The following is an 18,988-nucleotide window of genomic DNA, read 5'->3' as shown; positions in this document are numbered from 1 at the left end:
TATTGCGCTAAACTACCCGGATGTTAGCGTCTCGGTTCCTGGCCAAGGCCAGGCGCTCAGGAGGCTGCGATGGAATATGTCCGAGAGTTCAAGCCGGCGCCGGCATCGTCCGGCATCATCGCGTCGAGCGTCTACACCGCCGGCAAGCGCATCGCCGACATTCCGATCGAGGAAGCCGGCGAATGGGCCAAGAAGTCGGGCCATGTCGTCTGGATCGGGCTGCTCGAACCCGACCGCGAGCTTCTGCTGCGCGTCAAGGCGCAATTCCATTTGCATGAGCTGGCGATTGAAGACGCCGAACATCCGCACCAGCGGCCGAAGATCGAGCAATATGGCGATGCGCTGTTCATCGTTGCCCGCACTGCACAGCTGATCGACGGACGCGTCACCTTCGGCGAGACGCATCTGTTCGTCGGCTCAGGCTATATCGTCAGCGTCAGGCATGGTCCCTCGACCTCATACGCCGCCGTGCGCCAGCACTGGGAAAGCTGTCCGCACTCACTGGCCAAGGGCGAGGATTTCGTCCTCTACGCCATTCTCGACTTCATCGTCGACAACTACATGCCGGTGCTAGAGCAGATCGAGGACGAGGTCGAGGCGATCGAGGACAGGGTGCTGCTGAAGCCGATGACCGGTCCCGACATCGAGCGGCTCTATATGCTGCGCCGCGATCTGTTGCGCCTGCGCAATGCGGCGCTGCCGCTGGTCGAGGTCTGCCGCCGGCTGACCAGCGCCGACCTGCCGCAGATCCATACCGCCATGCATCCGCTGTTTCGCGATGTCACCGATCATATCCGCACCGTGCAGGAAAAGATCGACAGCCTGCGCGAGGTTCTGGCCTTCGCTTTCGAAGCCAGCCTGCTGGTCGGCCAGAGCCAGGAAACCGCGAACACCAAGAAGCTGGCCTCATGGGCCGCGATCCTGGCGGTGCCGACGGCGCTCGCCGGCATTTACGGCATGAATTTCGACGACATGCCGGAGCTGAAGATGCAATACGGCTATCCCGTCGTATTGGTCTCGATCGCGCTGATCTGCTCGTTTTTGTATTGGCGATTTCGGAAGAGTGGGTGGCTGTGATGGTAGGCAGTAGGCAGTAGGCAGTAGGCAGTAGGCAGAATAAGGTAGCGCCTCACGAGCGCTACCCCATTCCCTACTGCCCAGTCCCCAATCCCTATTCCTAACTACCGGCTTCTGCGCCGCTCTGAAGCCGGCTGGAACGCCACCCTTGCGTGGTACTTGCAGTAAGGTCCGGTTTCGGCCGCCTCGTTGCCGCAGAAGTTGAAGTCTTCCGACAGCGGGTCGCCATTCGGCCATTTGCAGGTGCGCTCGGTGAGATCGGTGAGCTGCAGATGCCGCGAGATCGGCACGACGACGTTTTCGACCGGGCGGATGTAGTGGCGCGCCACTGGCTCGGCGTCGAACTGCGCCTGCAGCGCGTTCGCCCCGATCGACGTCGTGACATGGCGCTGCGTGGTTGCGGCGCGAGGCACCGATTTCTGGATCGAAGATCCCTGCGTTGTCTTCTTCTGACGCGCCGGCGTCGCGGTCGAGCGTCCGCGGCCCGACAGCTTCAGCCGGTGCACCTTGCCGATGACCGCGTTGCGGCTGACCCCGCCGAGTTGTGCGGCGATCTGGCTTGCGCTCAAGCCCTCCGACCACAGTTTCCTGAGAAGTTCGACCCGCTCGTCAGTCCAGTTCATGAGACCGCGCTCCTGCTAAGTGTGCGGCAGCCGGAATCCATTCCCGACCCGGCAATCTTTGCCGGGGCAGACACCACATATATTAGGTGATTAGGTCCGCCGCACGAAATCTAGTTATTTCCCGACTACAATTACCTCATGTGTTGACTCGGTGACAAGAGTCCCAGGTGCAACACGAATCGGTTTTTTAGGTTTTCCCCAACTTGCCCGGTCGCTTATGAGCCGGCGTCTCGTCGGGAGCTTGCCGCGCGCCTCTGCGCGACGTTTTCGTTGACTTCATGGCCGAAAAACACGATAAGCCGCAAAGGCCGCCGCTTTGGCGGCTTTTTTGATTTTTCCGGTACCGGAGACGCATATAATGAGCGGTTCGGCGCTTTACGAGACCTTTGCCCGCGCCCCTTTGGCCTTCGACCATGGCGAAGGCACCTGGCTGGTTACCGACAAGGGCGAGCGATATCTCGATTTCGCTGGCGGCATCGCGGTCAATTCGTTGGGCCACAGCCATCCGCATCTGGTCTCGGCGCTGACCGAACAGGCGGCCAAGCTCTGGCACGTCTCCAATCTCTACGAGATCCCGGGGCAGGCCCGGCTCGGCGAGCGGCTGGCTGACGCCACCTTCGCCGATAAGGTGTTCTTCACCAATTCCGGCGCCGAGGCGCTCGAATGCGCGATCAAGACGGCGCGGCGCTACCAGTTCGTCAAGGGCCATCCCGAGCGCTTCCGGGTCATTACCTTCGAAGGCGCCTTCCACGGCCGCACGCTGGCGACCATCGCCGCCGGCGGCCAGTACAAATATCTAGAAGGCTTCGGCCCCAAGGTCGAAGGCTTCGACCAGGTCGGCTTCGACGACATCGACGCCGCCGAGAAGGCGATCACACCAGAGACCGCCGCGATCCTGATCGAACCGGTACAGGGCGAGGGCGGCATCCGCCCGGTGCCGACGCAATCCTTGAAGCGGCTGCGGCAGCTCTGCGACCAGCATGGCCTGCTGCTGATCTTCGATGAGGTCCAGTGCGGTATCGGTCGCACCGGCAAGCTGTTCGCGCATGAATGGACCGGCGTGACGCCCGACATCATGGCGATTGCGAAGGGCATTGGCGGCGGCTTTCCGATGGGCGCGTGCCTCGCCACCGACGACGCTGCCGTCGGCATGACGGCAGGCGTGCATGGCACCACTTTCGGCGGCAATCCGCTGGCCATGGCAGTCGGCAACGCTGTGCTCGACGTCGTGCTGGAAGACGGCTTCCTCGAAGACGTCCAGCGCAAGGCATTGCTGATGAAGCAGGGCCTGGCGGCGGTCGCCGACGAATTTCCCGATGTCATCGAAGGCATCAGGGGCAGCGGCCTGATGCTTGGCCTGAAATGCGCCATGCCCAACACCAAGGTCAACATGGCGCTGCGCGACCAGCATCTGCTGGCGGTGCCGGCAGGCGACAACGTCATTCGTCTGCTGCCGCCGCTGACCGTCACCGACGCCGAGATCGGCGAAGCGCTCGATCGCATCCGCGCCGGCGCCAAGGGCCTGACCGACGCCATCGCCGCGGCCGCCGCGAAGTAATCCCGAGAACCATTCCCGATGAGCCTTCGCCATTTCACCGATCTTTCCGCCGTTTCCGAAGGCGATCTGCGCCTGATGCTGGACGATGCGGTGGTGCGCAAGGCGCGCCTCAAGGCCGGCGAACGGACCAAACCGCTCGAAGGCAAGGTGCTGGCCATGATCTTCGACAAGCCGTCGACGCGCACGCGCGTGTCCTTCGACGTCGGCATGCGACAGCTCGGCGGCGAGACCATCATGCTGACCGGGACCGAAATGCAGCTCGGCCGCTCCGAGACCATCGCCGACACCGCCAAGGTGCTGTCGCGCTATGTCGACGCCATCATGATCCGCACCACGTCGCATGAGCGGCTGCTCGAGCTGACCGAGAATGCCACGATTCCGGTCATCAACGGGCTGACCGACGACACCCATCCCTGTCAGCTGATGGCCGACATCATGACCTTCGAGGAGCATCGCGGTCCGGTTGCCGGCAAGACCATCGCCTGGACCGGCGACGGCAACAACGTGCTGCATTCGCTGCTCGAAGCTTCGGCGCGGTTCCGCTTCAACCTGAACGTCGCAGTGCCGGAAGGCAGCGAGCCGGCGCAAAAGCATATCGACTGGTCGAAGACCAATGGCGGCAAGCTGCACTTCACCCGCTCGCCCGAAGAGGCCGTCGACCAAGCCGACTGCATCGTCACCGACTGCTGGGTGTCGATGGGCCAGGAACACCGCGCCCGCGGCCATAATGTCTTCTCGCCCTATCAGGTCAATGCGGCGCTGATGGCGAGGGCCAAGCCCGACGCCCTGTTCATGCACTGCCTGCCGGCGCATCGCGGCGAGGAAGTCACCGACGAGGTCATCGACGGTCCGCATTCGGTGGTCTTCGACGAAGCCGAGAACCGGCTCCACGCCCAGAAGGCGGTTTTGGCCTGGTGTCTGGGCGCTTGTTCTCCAGGCGCTTGATCTCCAAGCGCTTGATCCGGGGCGGCGCGATGCCTATTTGCGCCGCATCACGCAAATCAAGCGCGTTTGGACGCATGCACCCCTCCGGGCCGCATGGCCGCGCCCTGGAGCTTTGTAATGTTGGAAACGCATCAAGTGACTGAACATCACCCCAAACTCGGCGAGTTCGGCTATGCCGGCGACGATCATGTCGTGCCCTTCGAGGTCGGCCCGCTCGACGTGCGCGGCCGCACCGTGCAGCTCGGGCCGATGCTCGACGCCATCCTCAACCGTCATGACTATCCCGAGCCGGTCGCCCGCCTGCTGGCGGAAGCCTGTGTGCTGACGGTGCTGCTCGGCACTTCGCTCAAATTTGAAGGCAAGTTCATCCTGCAGACCCGCACCGACGGGCCTGTCGACATGCTGGTCGCGGATTTCTCCACGCCCTCGGCATTGCGCGCCTATGCGCGCTTCGATGCCGACCGGCTGGAGGCCCTGGTGGCCGCAGGCCAGACCTCGCAGCAGACGCTGCTGGGCAGCGGCGTTTTGGCGCTGACCATCGACCAGGGCGCGCACACGCAGCGCTATCAGGGCATCGTCCAGCTCGACGGCGAGACGCTGGAAGACGCCGCGCGCACCTATTTCCGCCAGTCGGAGCAGATCCCGACCGACCTCAGGCTGTCGGTGGCCAAGCTGCTGACGCCCGGCCCCGGCGGTGCGCGCGAGCAGTGGCGCGCCGGCGGTATCCTGGCGCAGTTCCTGCCGCAGTCGCCCGAGCGCATGCGCGTGCCCGACATTTCGGGAGGCGACGGCGATCCGCGCGACGTGATGAACGAGCCGGCCGACAATTCTTGGCGCGAGCTGGTGGCGCTGCTCGGCACCATCGAGCCGACCGAGCTGATCGACCCGACCATCGGCGCCGAGCGGCTGCTCTACAGGCTGTTCCACGAACATGGCGTGCGCGTCTTCGGCGGCGTGCCGGTCGCCGACCAGTGCTCCTGCTCAAGGGACAAGATACGCGGCATCCTCGAGGGGTTTTCCGCGCAGGAGATCAAGGACAGCACCGAAGATGGCGGCATCCACGTCGCCTGCGAGTTCTGCTCGAAGCAGTACGACTTCGACCCGGCGGAATTCGCAGCTCAGTGAAGTCTTTTCCTTCTCCCCGTTCACGGGGAGAAGGTGCCCGAAGGGCGGATGAGGGGCAGCGCGAACTTTGGTGAATGGCCGCGCATAGCCAGGTCATGTGCGTGGAAGATAACCTCATGAGTCTGGCGCTGCCCCTCATTGCCCTGCCGGGCATTTCTCCCCGTATAGTGACGGGGAGAAAACCCCTAATTCACCGTCCGTCGGGTCCCCGGCAGATCCAGCGAAAACGCGGGAATAGCGACGTCGAACGTCTCGCCCTTTTTGTTGCGCATGGTGTAGTGGCCGACCATGAAGCCGGAGGGCGTCGAGAGCGGGCAGCCTGACGTGTATTGATAGCTGTCGCCGGGATTGAGCTCAGGCTGGTCGCCGACCACGCCGGCGCCGCGCACTTCCTCGACCCGGCCGCTGCCGTCGGTGATGTGCCAGTAACGCGACATAAGCTGCACGAAATCGTCCGACTGGTTGTCGATCGTGACCTGGTAGCCCCAGACATAACGGTTCTCCGCCGGGTCCGAGCGGTCCTCCAGGTAGAACGGTCTGACCTGCACTTCGATGTTGCGCGTGACGGCGCGATACATGGGCTGCTCCGGTTGCGCAGCAGGGAACATTTGTCGCGCCATGCGGTTTGATACGCGCAGAGCGGCATGTCCTGCCAGCCTCAAAGCGCAGGTGCCGACAAACAATGTCATTTAAGTGACACATGACAATGTTGGTGTGCGCAAACCTTGCCGGCGACTCAAGGCCCATCTGTCGACTGACAAAGCAGCCGCGAGCGGCCTTTCCGGAGTGACCAGATCTCGATGGAACCAGCTCTCACAGCCGCCTTCGCTTCCTCCGCTTTGCTTCTTTCCAATCTCGCCAGCATCCTGCTTGCATCGTCGAAGCTGAAAGCGCGCCGTCTCATCCCTCCGCCGTCCAACGAGCAGCCACCGGTCTCGATCGTCGTGCCGTCGCGCGGCGTGGAGCCGTTCACACAAGAGACGCTGCAGCGAGCTTTCTCGCTCGACTGGCCGCGCTACGAACTGATCTTCTGCGTCGCTCACGCCGACGATCCCGTCGTCAAACTGATAAACAGGGCGATCGTCCTGTTTCCCAACGTGCCGGCCCGGCTGCTGATCGGCGACGACCGCGTCAGCAGCAACCCGAAGCTCAACAACTGCGTCAAGGGCTGGGAAGCGGCGCACTACCATTGGGTGATTCTCGCGGATTCCAACGTGCTGATGCCTAGGGATTACGTCCAGCACATGATGGCGGCCTGGCGGACCAATACCGGGCTTATCTGCTCGACGCCGATCGGCTCTCGGCCGGATGGCTTTTGGGCCGAGGTCGAATGCGCGTTCCTCAACACGCTGCAGGCGCGCTGGCAATATGCCGGCGAGGCGCTCGGTCTCGGCTTTGCCCAGGGCAAGAGCATGCTGTGGAACAAGCCGATGCTCGATACCAGTGGCGGTATCCGCGCGCTGGCCGCCGAGATCGCCGAGGATGCTGCTGCAACCAAGCTGGTCAACGGACTGGGCCTGCGCGTCAATCTCGTTGCCTCGCCTTTCGAGCAACCACTGGGGCAGCGCCGACTTCCCGACATCTGGTCGCGTCAGGCGCGCTGGGCGCGGTTGCGCCGCGTCACCTTCCCGCTGTTTTTCGCACCCGAGATCCTGACCGGCGTCGCCGTGCCGTTGGCGTTGGCGCTGGTGGCGGCCGCAAGTGCCGGCATCAGCCTGCCGGCCACGGTGTTGGCCGTGCTGACGGCGGCCTACATTCCCGAATGCGCGCTGGCCGCGGCCAAGGGCTGGCATCTGTCGCTGCGCATGGTCCCGGCGATGATGGTCCGCGACATGATGCTTCCCGCCATCTGGGCGCGCGGCTGGCTGAGCGGCGCCGTCGACTGGCGCGGCAACACCATGACCATCGGCACCAAGACGGCCGAACTGGAAGAGGTTTCGTCGGGAGCGTGACGCCTCGCGGCCTACCCGGCTGCCTTCAGCGCCTGCGCAACGTCCTCCAGCAGATCGTCCGTATCCTCAAGACCGACCGACAGCCTGAGCGTTCCCGGCCCGATGCCAAGCTCGGCGCGAGCTTCGTCGCTGAGGTTCTTGTGCGTGGTGGTCGCCGGATGGGTGATCAGGCTCTTGGCGTCGCCGAGATTGTTGGAGATCAGCACGATGTCGAGCGCGTTCTGCAAGGCGAAGGCCGCCTGCTTGCCGCCCTTGACGTCGACGCAGATCAGCGTCGATCCGCCCGTCATCTGCTTCTTGACGATGTCGGCCTGCGGGTGGTCGGCGCGGCCGGGATAGATGACGCGGGCGATTTCCGGCCGTCCTGCCAGGAAATCCGCGATCTTGGCCGCGCTTTCCGTCTGCTGGCGCACCCGAACCGGCAGCGTCTCCAGGCCCTTGAGCAGCGTCCAGGCGTTGAACGGCGACAGGCTCGGGCCGGTGTGGCGGAAATAGTCGTGCAAATTCTCGTCGATCCATTTCTTGTCCGACAGGATGATGCCGCCGAGACAGCGTCCCTGGCCGTCAATGTGCTTGGTCGCGGAGTAGACGACGATATGGGCGCCGAGCTGCAAGGGCTTCTGCTGCAAGGGCGTGGCAAAGACATTGTCGACGATCAGCCTGGCGCCGATCGAGGTGGCGAGCGCCGCCACCGCTGCGATGTCGACCACTTCCAGCGTCGGATTGGTCGGGCTTTCCAGGAAGAACAGTTTCGTGTTCGGCCGCACCGCCTTTTCCCAGTTGGCGATGTCGGTGCCGTCGACCAGCGTTGCCTCGATGCCGTATTTCGGCGCCAGCGTCTCCACCACCCAGCGGCAGGAGCCGAACAGCGCGCGCGCCGCAACGATATGGTCGCCGGCCTTGGCGCTGCACAGGAGCGCTGCCGTCACCGCCGCCATGCCGGACGCCGTGGCGCGCGCATCTTCGGCACCCTCCAGCGCGCACATGCGCTTTTCGAACATGTCGACGGTAGGGTTGGCATAGCGCGAATAGATGAAGCCCGGCTCCTCGCCCTTGAAACGGGCCTCGGCAGCCTGCGCCGTCTCGTAGACATAGCCTTGGGTGAGGTACATCGCTTCGGACGTCTCGCCGAACTGGGAACGCAGCGTTCCCCCGTGCACGAGTGCGGTCTGAGGTTTCCAGTTACGCTTCTTGGTGCTCATCGCTTTTGTTCCAGACACAAAAAAACCGGCCGCGAAAGTCGCAACCGGTCCATATGGCCTTGCGGCCCGACGGTCCTTTAGCGACTTGTTTAACGTGGCTGCAAGCCGACCGGCCAAATCACCACGGGATAACGACTCTTTAGACCTCACCTGCGCTTGCGTCAATTGCCGGCTTCATTAAGAGGTTTGTACCAGGCAGGTTCCGCAATAATATCCAGCGGTTTTGCGGCAAGAACCTGCCACAAAGAGACCGACCTTGGAGCGGAGCCAGCCTTTTGCGGCAGACAGGCATTCTTCCCGATCAGGACATTTCCGCGCTGTTTCAGTCCGGCGCGCTGGAGTCGCCGCGCGCGCTCGATGTCGACCAGGTGCAGCCGGCGAGCCTCGATCTGAGGCTCGGCGACAAGGCTTTTCGCGTGCGCGCCTCCTTCCTGCCGGGTCCCGATCATCTGGTGGCCGACAAGCTTCACCGGCTGAAATTGCATGAGTTCAGTCTCGCCGAGGGCGCGGTGCTGGAAACCGGCTGCGTCTACATCGTGCCGCTGCTCGAAAGCCTGGCGCTGCCCGCAAACGTGTCGGCCTCGGCCAACCCGAAGAGCTCGACAGGCCGGCTCGACATCTTCACCCGGGTGATGACCGATCGCGGCCATGAGTTCGACAAGATCGCCGCCGGCTATCACGGGCCGCTTTATCTTGAAGTCAGTCCGCGCACCTTCCCGATCGTCGTACGCGCCGGATCGAGACTGTCGCAGATCCGCTTTCGCACCGGCAACGCGCTGTTGTCGGAGGCAGAGCTGAACGAATTGCACCGCGCCGAGATGCTGGTGGCGACCGAGCCGCCCAACATTTCCGGCGGCGGCATTGCGCTGTCGATCGATCTTGACGGCGACCAGAACGGCCTGGTCGGCTATCGCGGCAAGCATCACACCGGCTTGGTCGATGTCGACAAGCGCGCCGCCCAGGATGCCGTCGATTTCTGGGAGCCGCTCTATAAGAGCGGCGCCGGCGAACTGGTGCTCGACCCGGACGAGTTCTACATCCTGGTCAGCCGCGAAGCCGTGCACGTGCCGCCGCTCTACGCCGCCGAGATGACGCCCTTCGATCCGCTGGTTGGCGAATTCCGTGTTCACTATGCCGGCTTCTTCGATCCGGGCTTCGGCCATTCGGCCTCAGGCGGCACCGGCAGCCGGGCGGTGCTCGAAGTGCGCAGCCACGAAGTGCCGTTCATCCTCGACCACGGCCAGATCGTCGGCCGGCTGGTCTACGAACACATGCTGAAGCGGCCGCAGGCGCTTTACGGCACCGATCTCGGCTCGAACTACCAGGCGCAAGGCCTCAAGCTCTCCAAGCATTTCCGCCCCGCCGGCTGAACCTTCGATCACCGTCAGGCAAAATACTTGCCTGCGCTGCCTCACCATGCTTGGCTGCCTTTCGGAGGCCGGCAAGAGAACGGCGCGCAAGGGGAACCAAAATGCAGATTTCAAGATGGATCATATCGGCAGCGAGCGCTGCCATGCTGGTGATATCGGCCGGCTCGCTGGCTGAGGCGCAGGAGAAATTGAAGATCGGCACCGAGGGCGCTTATCCGCCCTTCAACACCATCACCGCGGACGGCAAGATCGAGGGCTTCGACATCGACATTGCCAATGCGCTGTGTGCGCAGATGAAGGTCGAGTGCGAGATCGTCACCCAGGACTGGGACGGCATCATCCCGGCGCTGCAGGCGAAAAAGTTCGACGCCATCATCGCCTCGATGAGCATCACCGAGGAGCGCAAGAAACAGGTCGCCTTCACCAACAAATACTACACGACGCCGCTGGCGCTGGTGGCGCCGAAGGACAGCGATCTCACTACCACCGAACCGGCAGCCCTTGCCGGCAAGACGGTGGGCGCGCAGGCCTCGACCACTCAGGCCGACTATGCGCAGGACGCCTACGGCAAGGCCGGCGCCGAGGCGAAACTCTACCCCACCCAGGAAGAGGCGATCACCGACCTGCAGAACGGCCGTCTCGACGCCGTCATCTCCGACAAGTTCGTGCTGATGGACTGGCTGAAGAAGGCGAGCGAAGGCTGCTGCAAGCTTGTCGGCGACGTCAAGGGCACCGAGACGCAAGCCGGCATCGCTGTCCGCCTGGAAGACACGGCGCTGCGCGACAAGCTGAATGCGGCGATAGACGCCATCGTCGCCGACGGCACTTACAAGAAGATCCAGGCCAAGTATTTCGATTTCGATATTTATTGAGGTTGGAACTGCCAAATCTCCCCCTTGAGGGGGAGATGGCCGGCAGGCCAGAGGGGGTCGCTGCGCGTAGAATGCCAGCGCCTCTCAGCCGCGGAAGACTTTAGCGCTCCACGCGCAACGACCCCCTCTGTCGCCTTCGGCGACATCTCCCCCTCAAGGAGGGAGATTACGCTCTCAAAGCGCCTTCACCGCCACCTTCACCGGCTGCTCAATCTCCAGCGGGTTGCGCAGCGGCAGGCCGAAATCCCCGGCCTCGATCTCGAACACGTCGCCGGCCTGAGTCTTGATGCCGTCGGCAAAGGACAGCGTCGCCGTGCCGAACATGTGCACATGCACGTCGCCCGGCTGGCGGAAGGCCGAATATTTGAAGTGGTGATGTTCGAGATTGGCGATTGTGTGCGACATGTTCGCTTCGCCCGACAGGAACGGCTTTTCCCACAGCAAATTGCTGTCGCGATAGATTCGCGATGAGCCCCTGACGTCGGCCGGCAGGTCGCCGATCAGGATTTCCGGCCCGAACGAGGCGTTGCGCAGTTTGGAATGTGCCAGGAACAGATAGTTCACCCGCTCGGTAACATGATCGGAAAACTCGTTCGACAGCGTGAAGCCGACGCGGAACGGCGCGCCGTCGTCGCCGATGACATAGATGCCGGCGATTTCCGGCTCCTCGCCGGCGTCCTGCGCGAAGGCCGGCGACATCAGTGCGGCGCCCGGCGCCACCGCCATGGTGCCGTTGCCCTTGTAGAACCATTCCGGCTGCACGCCGGTCTGGCCCTTGGCCGGCTTGCCGCCTTCGAGCCCCATGCGGAACATCTTCATGGAATCGGTAAGCTGCTCCCCGCCGCCATCGCTGAGCTTCTTGTGCATGGAATCGCGTGTCGCCGCCGAGCCGAGATGGGTCAGGCCGGTGCCGGTCAGATGCAGATGCGCGGGATCGGGATGATTGATCGGCGACACCAGCCGGCCCTTCTTGTAGACGGCGTCGAGGTCTATCGCTTCACCGAACCCCTTGCGTTCGATCAGCGCGGCGAGGCCCGTTCCGGTGCGCGCGGCTTCCATGGCCAGCGAATAGACGCTGCGGGCGCCGTTGATGATCCTGGTCTTGCCGCCGCCATTGCGGGCGACGACGCGGATGGTCTCGGCGTCGTCGAGGATCTGGGAGATCAGCATGATTAAATCCTCTCTCATGTGCTTGGCCTTGGATGCCTCTTGGCAAACCTTGACCTGCGCGGCTCGGACCTAGCCGCGCCACGGGTTGAACTCTTCGTCCGGATTGCGCTCGCGAGCTACATCCTTCAGGGGGACTTCTTATGCCGACAATTTGCCGGCTGCGCCGCGATCGTATGCCTCCTGCTTGCCTCGCCTGAAGCTTGTCAGGCCTTGTTCTTGTTGTAGACGTCGAAGATGACGGCGCCGAGCAGCACCAGGCCTTTGACCACCTGCTGCCAGTCGACATTGACGCCCATGATCGACATGCCGTTGTTCATCACGCCCATGATGAAGCCGCCGACGACCGCCCCGATGACCTGGCCGACGCCGCCCATCGCCGAGGCGCCGCCGATGAACACTGCGGCGATGACGTCGAGCTCCGAGCCGAGACCCGCCGCCGGCACCGCCTGGCCGAGACGAGCCGCGATGATCAGGCCGCCAAGCGCCGACAGCACGCCCATATTGATGAACACCATCAGCGTCAGCCGCTCGGTGTTGATGCCCGACAGCTGCGCCGCCTTGGGATTGCCGCCCATGGCGTAGATGCGCCTCCCGATGGTCATGCGCTTGGTGACGAAGACGAACAGCGTGATCAGCACGCCCATGACCAGCAGCACCACGGGCAGGCCGCGGTAGCTGGCAAACTCATAGACCAGGAACAGCGCCAGCGCGCTGGCGACCAGCGTCTTGACGACGAACAGGGTGAAGGGCTCGGCCTCATAACCATGGCGTTCTCGTTTGCGCCGGGTGCGGACCCCGAAATAGGCATAGGCGAGCACGGCGATCAGCCCCAGCACGACCGTCGTCATGTGCAGGGTCACGCCGCTGCCCATGATGGTCTTGCCGGCTGCGTTCACGACCGGCGGGACGAGCGTCAGTGGGCCGATCACATCCGGGATGAAGCCGGAGCTGAGCATCTTGAAGTCGTCGGGAAGCGGACCAACCGACGAGCCGCCGCCAAGCAAGGCCTGGCAAATGCCGCGGAAGATCAGCATGCCGGCCAGCGTGACAATGAAGCTCGGTATCCGGTGATAGGCGATCCAATACCCTTGCGCGGCGCCGATCAGGCCACCCGCGACCAGGCAGACGATCGAAACCACCAGCGGATTGCTCAGCGGTCCGAGCTGCCAGATGACCATCATGTTTGCCGCCAGCGCGCCGATGAAACCGGCGACCGATCCGACGCTGAGGTCGATATAGCCCGATACGATCACCAGCAGCATACCCAGCGCCATCACGATGATGAAGGAGTTCTGCTGCACCAGATTGCTGAGGTTGACCGGCTTGAACAACGTCCCCGACGTGGTGAACTGGAAGAACAGCATGATGACGATCAGGGCTATGATCAGTCCGTATTCGCGCAAATTCGTCGCCAGCGCCGAGACGGCGATGCGCGGGCGCTGTTCGTCAGCGACGTTGCCCTGCGGGGCGGGGGCGCTTTCGGTGCTCATGCTGCTTTTCCTTCTCCCCGGACGATGGCGCGCATTATCTTTTCCTGGCTTGCTTCCGCCGCCGGCATTTCGCCCACCATGCGCCCTTCGTTCATGACGTAGATGCGGTCGGTAATCCCTAGCAATTCCGGCATTTCCGACGAGATGACCACGATCGCCTTACCCTCCGAGGCAAGGCGCGCGATGATCGTGTAGATTTCATACTTGGCGCCGACATCGATGCCGCGTGTCGGCTCGTCGAGGATCAGCACGTCAGGATCGGCAAACAGCCATTTCGACAGCACCACCTTCTGCTGGTTGCCGCCGGAAAGATTGCCGGTCATCTGATAGACGCTTGACGCACGGATATTGGTCTTCTTGCGATAGTCGTTGGCGACCGCAAGTTCGCGCATGTCGTCGATCACGCTGTGGCGCGACACGCCGTCGAGATTGGCCAGCGTAATGTTATGCTTGATATGGTCGATGAGGTTGAGGCCGTAGGTTTTGCGGTCCTCGGTGACATAGGCGATGCCATGTTGGACCGCCTTGCTTACCGAGGAGACATCGACCGGCTTGCCCTTGAGCAGCACTTCGCCGGTGATGCGGCGGCCATAGGAGCGGCCGAACAGGCTCATGGCGAATTCGGTGCGGCCGGCGCCCATCAGCCCGGCGATGCCGACCACCTCGCCCTTGCGCACATTGATGTCGATGCCCTTGATCACCTGCCGCTCGGCATGGAGCGGGTGATAGACCGACCAGTTCTTCACCTCGAACACGACTTCGCCGATCTTGGGCTCGCGCGGCGGATAGCGGTCGTCTAGCGAACGGCCGACCATCGAGGTGATGATGCGGTCTTCGGAGATATCCTTCTTGGCCAGCGTCTCGATGGTGCGCCCGTCACGGATGACGGTTACCTTGTCGGCGACCCGGTTGATCTCGTTGAGCTTGTGCGAGATCAGGATCGAGGTCATGCCTTGCCGCTTGAATTCGAGCAGAAGGTCGAGCAGCGCCTGGCTGTCTTTCTCGCTGAGCGACGCGGTCGGCTCGTCGAGAATCAAAAGCTTGACGTCCTTGCTCAGCGCCTTGGCGATCTCGACCAGCTGCTGCTTGCCGACGCCGATATTGGTGATCAGTGTCTTGGGGTCTTCCTTGAGGCCCACCTTCTTCAACAGGGCAGCGGTGCGCGCCTCGTTGGCATCCCAGTCGATGACGCCGTATCGGGCGTTTTCGTTGCCGAGGAAGATATTTTCGGTGATCGACAGCATCGGCACCAGCGCTAGCTCCTGGTGGATGATGACGATGCCCTTGTGTTCGCTGTCATGGATACCTTTGAACTGGCATTCCTGACCCTGAAAAATGATCTGGCCGTCATATGTGCCGACGGGATAGACGCCCGACAGAACTTTCATCAGCGTCGACTTGCCGGCGCCGTTCTCGCCAACCACGGCGTGGATCTCGCCTTCTTCGACGCTGAGGTTGACGTTCGACAGCGCCTTCACGCCGGGGAAGGTCTTGGTGATGTCGCGCATCTCCAAAATCGTCGTCATCAGGGCAAGCTCCTCCTGTTGCATGTCGCTCCAAAGTGCTTGCGGTTTGAGACAACGACATGCACGCAAACTAAGTCCGGTAGAAACAATACCGGGGTCGCTTGTGAACGGAAAGGGGTCCTGCGTCGCGCAGGACCCCTGTCTTTCTAAACGGATTACTTCAGTTCGTCGGCCTTGATGTAGCCGGAGTCGACGACCAGTGCCTGGTAGTTCGACTTGTCGACCTCATGCGGCGTCAAAAGGATCGAGGGAACGACCTTGACGTCGTTATTGTAGGTCTTTTCATCGAGGCCGTCCGGCTTGCCGCCCGAGAGCACCTTGTCGACGAGTTCGACGGTGGCCTTGGCCAGTTCGCGGGTGTCCTTGAACACGGTCGAGTATTGCTCGCCCGTGATGATCAGCTTGACCGAAGCAGTCTCGGCGTCCTGGCCGGTCACGATCGGCCACGGCTGGGCGTCGGTGCCGTAACCGACGGCGCGCAGCGAAGCGGTGATACCGCGCGACAGGCCGTCATAGGGCGACAGAACGCCATCGACGCGGCTGCCGTCCGAGTAGTTGGCCGACAGAAGGTTGTCCATGCGCGCCTGGGCGGTCGCGGCGAGCCAGCGCAGCGTGCCGACCTTGTCCATGCCAGTCTGGCCGGACTTGATCTTGATCGAGCCGTCATCGATCAGCGGCTGCAGCACCGAGATTGCGCCGTTGTAGAAGAAGAAGGCGTTGTTGTCGTCCGGCGAGCCGCCGAACAGTTCGACGTTCCACGGCTTGGTGTTCGGGAAGCGCTCCTTGAGGCCCTTGACCAGCGAGTTCGCCTGGATCACGCCGACGCCGAAATTGTCGAAGGTGGTGTAGTAATCGACATTGGCGGTCTTCTTGATCAGGCGGTCATAGGCGACGACGACGACGCCGGCGTCAGCGGCCTTCTGCAGCGCGTCCGACAGGGTCGTGCCGTCGATCGAAGCGATGATCAGCGCCTTCGGGCCCTTGGTGATTTCGTTTTCCAGCTGGCTGAGCTGGTTGGGGATGTCGTCCTGCGCGTACTGCAGGTCGACCGTGTAGCCGAGAGCTTCGAGCTGGGACTTGACGGCATCGCCGTCATTGATCCAGCGCTGCGAGGTCTTGGTCGGCATCAGCACGCCGACAAGACCCTTGTCGGCTGCATGCGCCGAGTAGGTCATGGCAGCGATGCCAAGGGCCGCGACGGCGGCCAGTGTCTTGATGATTTTCACGTAAACTCTCCCTGGTTGATGGACGCGACACCTCGGGGCTTCGCGGGCCGCGCAGTCGGGCGGATGCGCCAAAGCGCCGCCGCCGTCATAATCGATCTCCGGTATCCTCCCAATCGGCCCACAGTCTTGATTTAAATCGATACGATTTTGCTCGTCATCGACCGTCAAGTCTTGAGGACGCGCGAAAGTGTGACCCTTTGCCATAACTGTCAAATGCGATCTTCGGTGGTTGCTATACCAAAACCGGTATATGACGAGACCGGGCTGGAACAGTGGCGGAAGCGGGAAAAGGCATGGCGGCTTTACGAGGTCCTCAGGGAATTTCAAGCGGTTACGATGAATTGCCGGGCGATGGCGAGACACTTCTGCGCAGTGGCTTGAGCCTGCGTCACATGCGCATGATCGCAGCGCTGGACGATCACGGTCGGGTGAGCGCGGCCGCCCAGGTGATGAACATCTCGCAGCCGGCGGCCTCGCGCATGATTTCCGAGATGGAAGCGGTGCTTGAGGTCAAGCTGTGCGAAAGGCTGCCGCGCGGCATCACGCTCACCCCTTACGGCAAGGCGCTGGCGCGGCGCGCGCGCTCGATCCTGCTCGAAATGCGCGAGGCCGACCGCGAAATATCGGAGCTCAAGGCCGGCAAGGGCGGCTCGGTGTTCCTTGGCGCGGTGACGGCGCCGGCGATCGAACTGGCGGTCCCGGCGATCCGCGAGATACGCCGCCTTTATCCGCGCATCGAGATTACCATGCAGGTCGAGACGTCAAATGTGCTGGCGCGCGAACTGATCGCCACGCGCCATGATTTCATCATCGCCCGTGTCCCCGAAGACCTCAATCCGCGCCTGTTCGAATCGCGCGTCATCGGCGTCGAGAAGGCCTGCCTGATCGTGCGCCGAGGCCACCCGCTGAGCAACGGCCATCCTCTAAACAATGGGAAGGCGGTGAGGCTGGAGGACACCGCCGCCTTTGACTGGGTGTTCCAGTCGGGCGGGTCGCCGCTGCGCCAGGCGATGGAGAGCAATTTCCTGAACCGCAACATCGCCCTGCCGGACCGCATCCTCAACACCTCGTCGCTGCTGCTCACCCTGGTCATGGTGGCGCAGTCCGACGCCATCGCCCCGGTGTCGATCCAGGTGGCAAAATTCATCCAGAACCCCGACGGTCTCGCCGGCGCCATCGACGTCGTCCAGACCGAGTTCGACATCGAGGTCCGGCCCTACAGCCTGATCACGGTGAAGAACCGAGTCTTGTCGCCGGCGGCCAAGATGCTGCACGATTTTATCTTGCGGGAGGTGGGATAGGAACTGGAGCGGGTAGAGGGAATCGAACCCTCGCGTTCAGCTTGGGAAGCTGACAAGCTACCATTACATCATACCCGCATTGGCCTCTCGATATCATGACGGGCGTGCTTCGGGCAATCGCCCTTGGACAGCTCTTCGGAAACGGCTGTTGGAAACCCCGACCGATTGCGCCAGTCCGCCTGCCTTGATGCGGGCGCAGCAAGTGCGTATTCGTGGGTTTGTACCCCGAATCCGGGCACACCAATCTGGAGGCAGGCCCCTTGTCCACAGTGACGCGCTTTCTCGGTGACTCGCCCGTCAGGGTGATCGTCAAGCTGCTGGTCGTTTCGTTCCTGGTCGGCCTGGTCATGAATGCGTTCGGCTGGACGCCGATGGACGTCTTCTACCGCATCCAGGGTTTCTTCATCGATCTTTGGAACCTCGGCTTCAACGCGGTCTATCGCTTCTTGGGCTATATCCTGCTCGGAGCCGCGATCGTCGTGCCGGTGTTCATCCTGCTCAGGCTCGCGAACTACCGGAAGTGAAGCGGACCACGATCCCGAAAAGTGGAAACCGGTTTTCGGAAAAGATTGTGCTCAAACCAAAGGCCACTCAGGCAAAGTCCGACGCCACCTCGAACAGGATGGCGTGGCGCGCCGCGAGCGCTGCGACATCGGTCGAATAGCCGCCGCCGATGACACCGCAGACCGGGATGCCGAGCGCGCGGAAATGACCGATCACCATGGCGTCGCGTGCACGCACGCCGTCATCGCTGAGCGATAGCCGGCCGAGCCGGTCCTCGGCATGCACGTCGACACCGGCATTGTAGAAGACGATGTCCCAGTGCGCCTTGGCCGAGAGCTCCGGCAGGAGGACACCCAGCCGTTCGAGATAGGCGCCATCGCCGGTGCCGTCCGGCAGGGCAACGTCGAGATCGGAGGCAATCTTGCGCACCGGATAATTGCGCTCGCCATGCATGGAAAAGGTGAACGCGCGTGGCTCGTCTTTCAGGATGTCCGCGGTGCCGTCGCCCTGATGCACATCGAGATCGACGATCAGGATGTTTTTCACCGCGTCTTCGGCTAGCAGCACCAGCGAAGCGACGGCAACATCGTTGAAGGTGCAGAAGCCCGCGCCTTGCGCGCGCCGCGCATGGTGGCTGCCGCCGGCGCTGTTGCAGGCAATGCCATTGATAAGCGCCAGTCGCGCCGCCAGCACCGTGCCGCCGGCGGCGAGTTGCGCCCTGAGCGAAACGCGCGGTCCCACGGGAAAGCCGATCTCGCGCTCGATCTTTTCAGGCACTGAACACGTGATGACCTGGTCGACATAATCAGCCGCATGGGCGAGCTTCAGCCAGGAGGCCGGCGCCGGTTCGGGCATCGACAGCGCCCCGGCATGGATCAGACCCCTGATATGCAAGGCCTGCATCAGCAGCGGATATTTGCTCATCGGAAAGCGATGATTGACGGCGAAGCCGGCATCGTAGTCGGGATGATGGACGATCTGCAGGGGCATGGCTAAAGCAATTCCAGGAAAAGTGTGCAGCGGTTTTCCCGGGAGAAGCGCGTAGCG

At 62.8% G+C, this 18,988-nt stretch carries 17 protein-coding genes, 1 tRNA gene and 1 riboswitch; of the genes, 9 read left to right on the top strand and 9 right to left on the bottom strand.

Features of this window, described 5'->3' with window-relative positions; translation table 11 throughout:
• Positions 1-69 precede the first annotated feature (69 nt).
• Positions 70-1,077 carry a magnesium and cobalt transport protein CorA gene (locus ACYG9Y_RS21275; protein WP_023669626.1) on the top strand — a complete coding sequence of 336 codons (1,008 nt, stop codon included), beginning with the start codon at positions 70-72 and terminating at the stop codon, positions 1,075-1,077.
• Between the two features lie 104 nt (positions 1,078-1,181).
• Here the strand turns inward: ACYG9Y_RS21275 and ACYG9Y_RS21270 are convergent, their stop codons facing one another.
• Positions 1,182-1,700, bottom strand: a complete 519-nt coding sequence (locus ACYG9Y_RS21270) for a GcrA family cell cycle regulator (RefSeq protein ID WP_023669627.1) — start codon at positions 1,698-1,700, stop codon at positions 1,182-1,184.
• 358 nt (positions 1,701-2,058) lie between these two features.
• On the opposite strand from ACYG9Y_RS21270, the gene ACYG9Y_RS21265 reads away from it, so the two are divergent.
• The 3 genes from ACYG9Y_RS21265 (at position 2,059) to ACYG9Y_RS21255 (ending at position 5,328) form a co-directional block, all read left to right on the top strand.
• Complete coding sequence (locus ACYG9Y_RS21265; protein ID WP_023738213.1) at positions 2,059-3,258, top strand: aspartate aminotransferase family protein; 1,200 nt, start codon at positions 2,059-2,061, stop codon at positions 3,256-3,258.
• Positions 3,259-3,276: 18 nt separating this feature from the next.
• A complete protein-coding gene (gene argF / locus ACYG9Y_RS21260; RefSeq protein ID WP_023738214.1) occupies positions 3,277-4,203 on the top strand; it encodes an ornithine carbamoyltransferase in 927 nt (308 codons plus the stop codon).
• Between the two features lie 93 nt (positions 4,204-4,296).
• Positions 4,297-5,328: an Hsp33 family molecular chaperone gene (locus ACYG9Y_RS21255; protein WP_031202777.1), complete on the top strand. Its 1,032-nt coding sequence runs from the start codon at positions 4,297-4,299 to the stop codon at positions 5,326-5,328.
• Positions 5,329-5,513: 185 nt separating this feature from the next.
• Here the strand turns inward: ACYG9Y_RS21255 and apaG are convergent, their stop codons facing one another.
• Positions 5,514-5,906: a Co2+/Mg2+ efflux protein ApaG gene (apaG, locus tag ACYG9Y_RS21250; RefSeq protein WP_023738215.1), complete on the bottom strand. Its 393-nt coding sequence runs from the start codon at positions 5,904-5,906 to the stop codon at positions 5,514-5,516.
• A 222-nt stretch (positions 5,907-6,128) separates the two neighbouring features.
• Here apaG and ACYG9Y_RS21245 point away from each other — a divergent pair, with 222 nt between their 5' ends.
• Complete coding sequence (locus ACYG9Y_RS21245; protein WP_023738216.1) at positions 6,129-7,280, top strand: ceramide glucosyltransferase; 1,152 nt, start codon at positions 6,129-6,131, stop codon at positions 7,278-7,280.
• 11 nt (positions 7,281-7,291) lie between these two features.
• Here ACYG9Y_RS21245 and ACYG9Y_RS21240 read toward each other — a convergent pair whose 3' ends face one another.
• Positions 7,292-8,482, bottom strand: a complete 1,191-nt coding sequence (locus ACYG9Y_RS21240) for an O-succinylhomoserine sulfhydrylase (protein WP_023738217.1) — start codon at positions 8,480-8,482, stop codon at positions 7,292-7,294.
• Between the two features lie 57 nt (positions 8,483-8,539).
• Positions 8,540-8,617: riboswitch (SAM riboswitch) on the bottom strand.
• A gap of 140 nt (positions 8,618-8,757) precedes the next feature.
• Between ACYG9Y_RS21240 and ACYG9Y_RS21235 the strand changes: the two genes are divergently transcribed.
• The gene (locus ACYG9Y_RS21235; RefSeq protein WP_023738218.1) at positions 8,758-9,852 is read left to right on the top strand and encodes a 2'-deoxycytidine 5'-triphosphate deaminase; all 1,095 of its coding nucleotides are present in this window, start codon (positions 8,758-8,760) and stop codon (positions 9,850-9,852) included.
• A gap of 101 nt (positions 9,853-9,953) precedes the next feature.
• Positions 9,954-10,724: an ABC transporter substrate-binding protein gene (locus ACYG9Y_RS21230; protein WP_023738219.1), complete on the top strand. Its 771-nt coding sequence runs from the start codon at positions 9,954-9,956 to the stop codon at positions 10,722-10,724.
• A gap of 174 nt (positions 10,725-10,898) precedes the next feature.
• Here ACYG9Y_RS21230 and araD1 read toward each other — a convergent pair whose 3' ends face one another.
• From araD1 to chvE, 4 genes are all read right to left on the bottom strand, one after another.
• Positions 10,899-11,894, bottom strand: coding sequence for an AraD1 family protein (gene araD1 / locus ACYG9Y_RS21225; RefSeq protein WP_023738220.1), 996 nt, complete (start codon positions 11,892-11,894; stop codon positions 10,899-10,901).
• 203 nt (positions 11,895-12,097) lie between these two features.
• Positions 12,098-13,384, bottom strand: a complete 1,287-nt coding sequence (mmsB, locus tag ACYG9Y_RS21220) for a multiple monosaccharide ABC transporter permease (RefSeq protein ID WP_023669637.1) — start codon at positions 13,382-13,384, stop codon at positions 12,098-12,100.
• Positions 13,381-14,913 (bottom strand): multiple monosaccharide ABC transporter ATP-binding protein, encoded by a 1,533-nt coding sequence (gene mmsA, locus ACYG9Y_RS21215; RefSeq protein WP_031253332.1) that lies wholly within the window; start codon positions 14,911-14,913, stop codon positions 13,381-13,383. Before mmsA ends, mmsB begins: the two co-directional genes overlap by 4 nt.
• A gap of 152 nt (positions 14,914-15,065) precedes the next feature.
• On the bottom strand, positions 15,066-16,136 hold the full coding sequence (chvE, locus tag ACYG9Y_RS21210) for a multiple monosaccharide ABC transporter substrate-binding protein (protein ID WP_023681943.1): 1,071 nt from the start codon (positions 16,134-16,136) through the stop codon (positions 15,066-15,068).
• 293 nt (positions 16,137-16,429) lie between these two features.
• Between chvE and ACYG9Y_RS21205 the strand changes: the two genes are divergently transcribed.
• The gene (locus tag ACYG9Y_RS21205) at positions 16,430-17,437 is read left to right on the top strand and encodes a LysR family transcriptional regulator (protein ID WP_023681942.1); all 1,008 of its coding nucleotides are present in this window, start codon (positions 16,430-16,432) and stop codon (positions 17,435-17,437) included.
• A 4-nt stretch (positions 17,438-17,441) separates the two neighbouring features.
• Here ACYG9Y_RS21205 and ACYG9Y_RS21200 read toward each other — a convergent pair.
• Positions 17,442-17,515, bottom strand: a tRNA-Gly gene (locus ACYG9Y_RS21200).
• A 182-nt stretch (positions 17,516-17,697) separates the two neighbouring features.
• Between ACYG9Y_RS21200 and ACYG9Y_RS21195 the strand changes: the two genes are divergently transcribed.
• Positions 17,698-17,961: a DUF6460 domain-containing protein gene (locus ACYG9Y_RS21195; RefSeq protein ID WP_023696688.1), complete on the top strand. Its 264-nt coding sequence runs from the start codon at positions 17,698-17,700 to the stop codon at positions 17,959-17,961.
• A gap of 67 nt (positions 17,962-18,028) precedes the next feature.
• On the opposite strand, the gene ACYG9Y_RS21190 is transcribed toward ACYG9Y_RS21195, so the two are convergent.
• The gene (locus tag ACYG9Y_RS21190) at positions 18,029-18,931 is read right to left on the bottom strand and encodes a histone deacetylase family protein (RefSeq protein WP_023726827.1); all 903 of its coding nucleotides are present in this window, start codon (positions 18,929-18,931) and stop codon (positions 18,029-18,031) included.
• Positions 18,932-18,988: the final 57 nt, after the last annotated feature.

The sequence above is a fragment of the Mesorhizobium sp. W050 genome (genome assembly GCF_054719535.1).
Note: the sequence above shows the minus strand (reverse complement) of the source record. Positions and strands in the feature narration are given on the sequence as shown.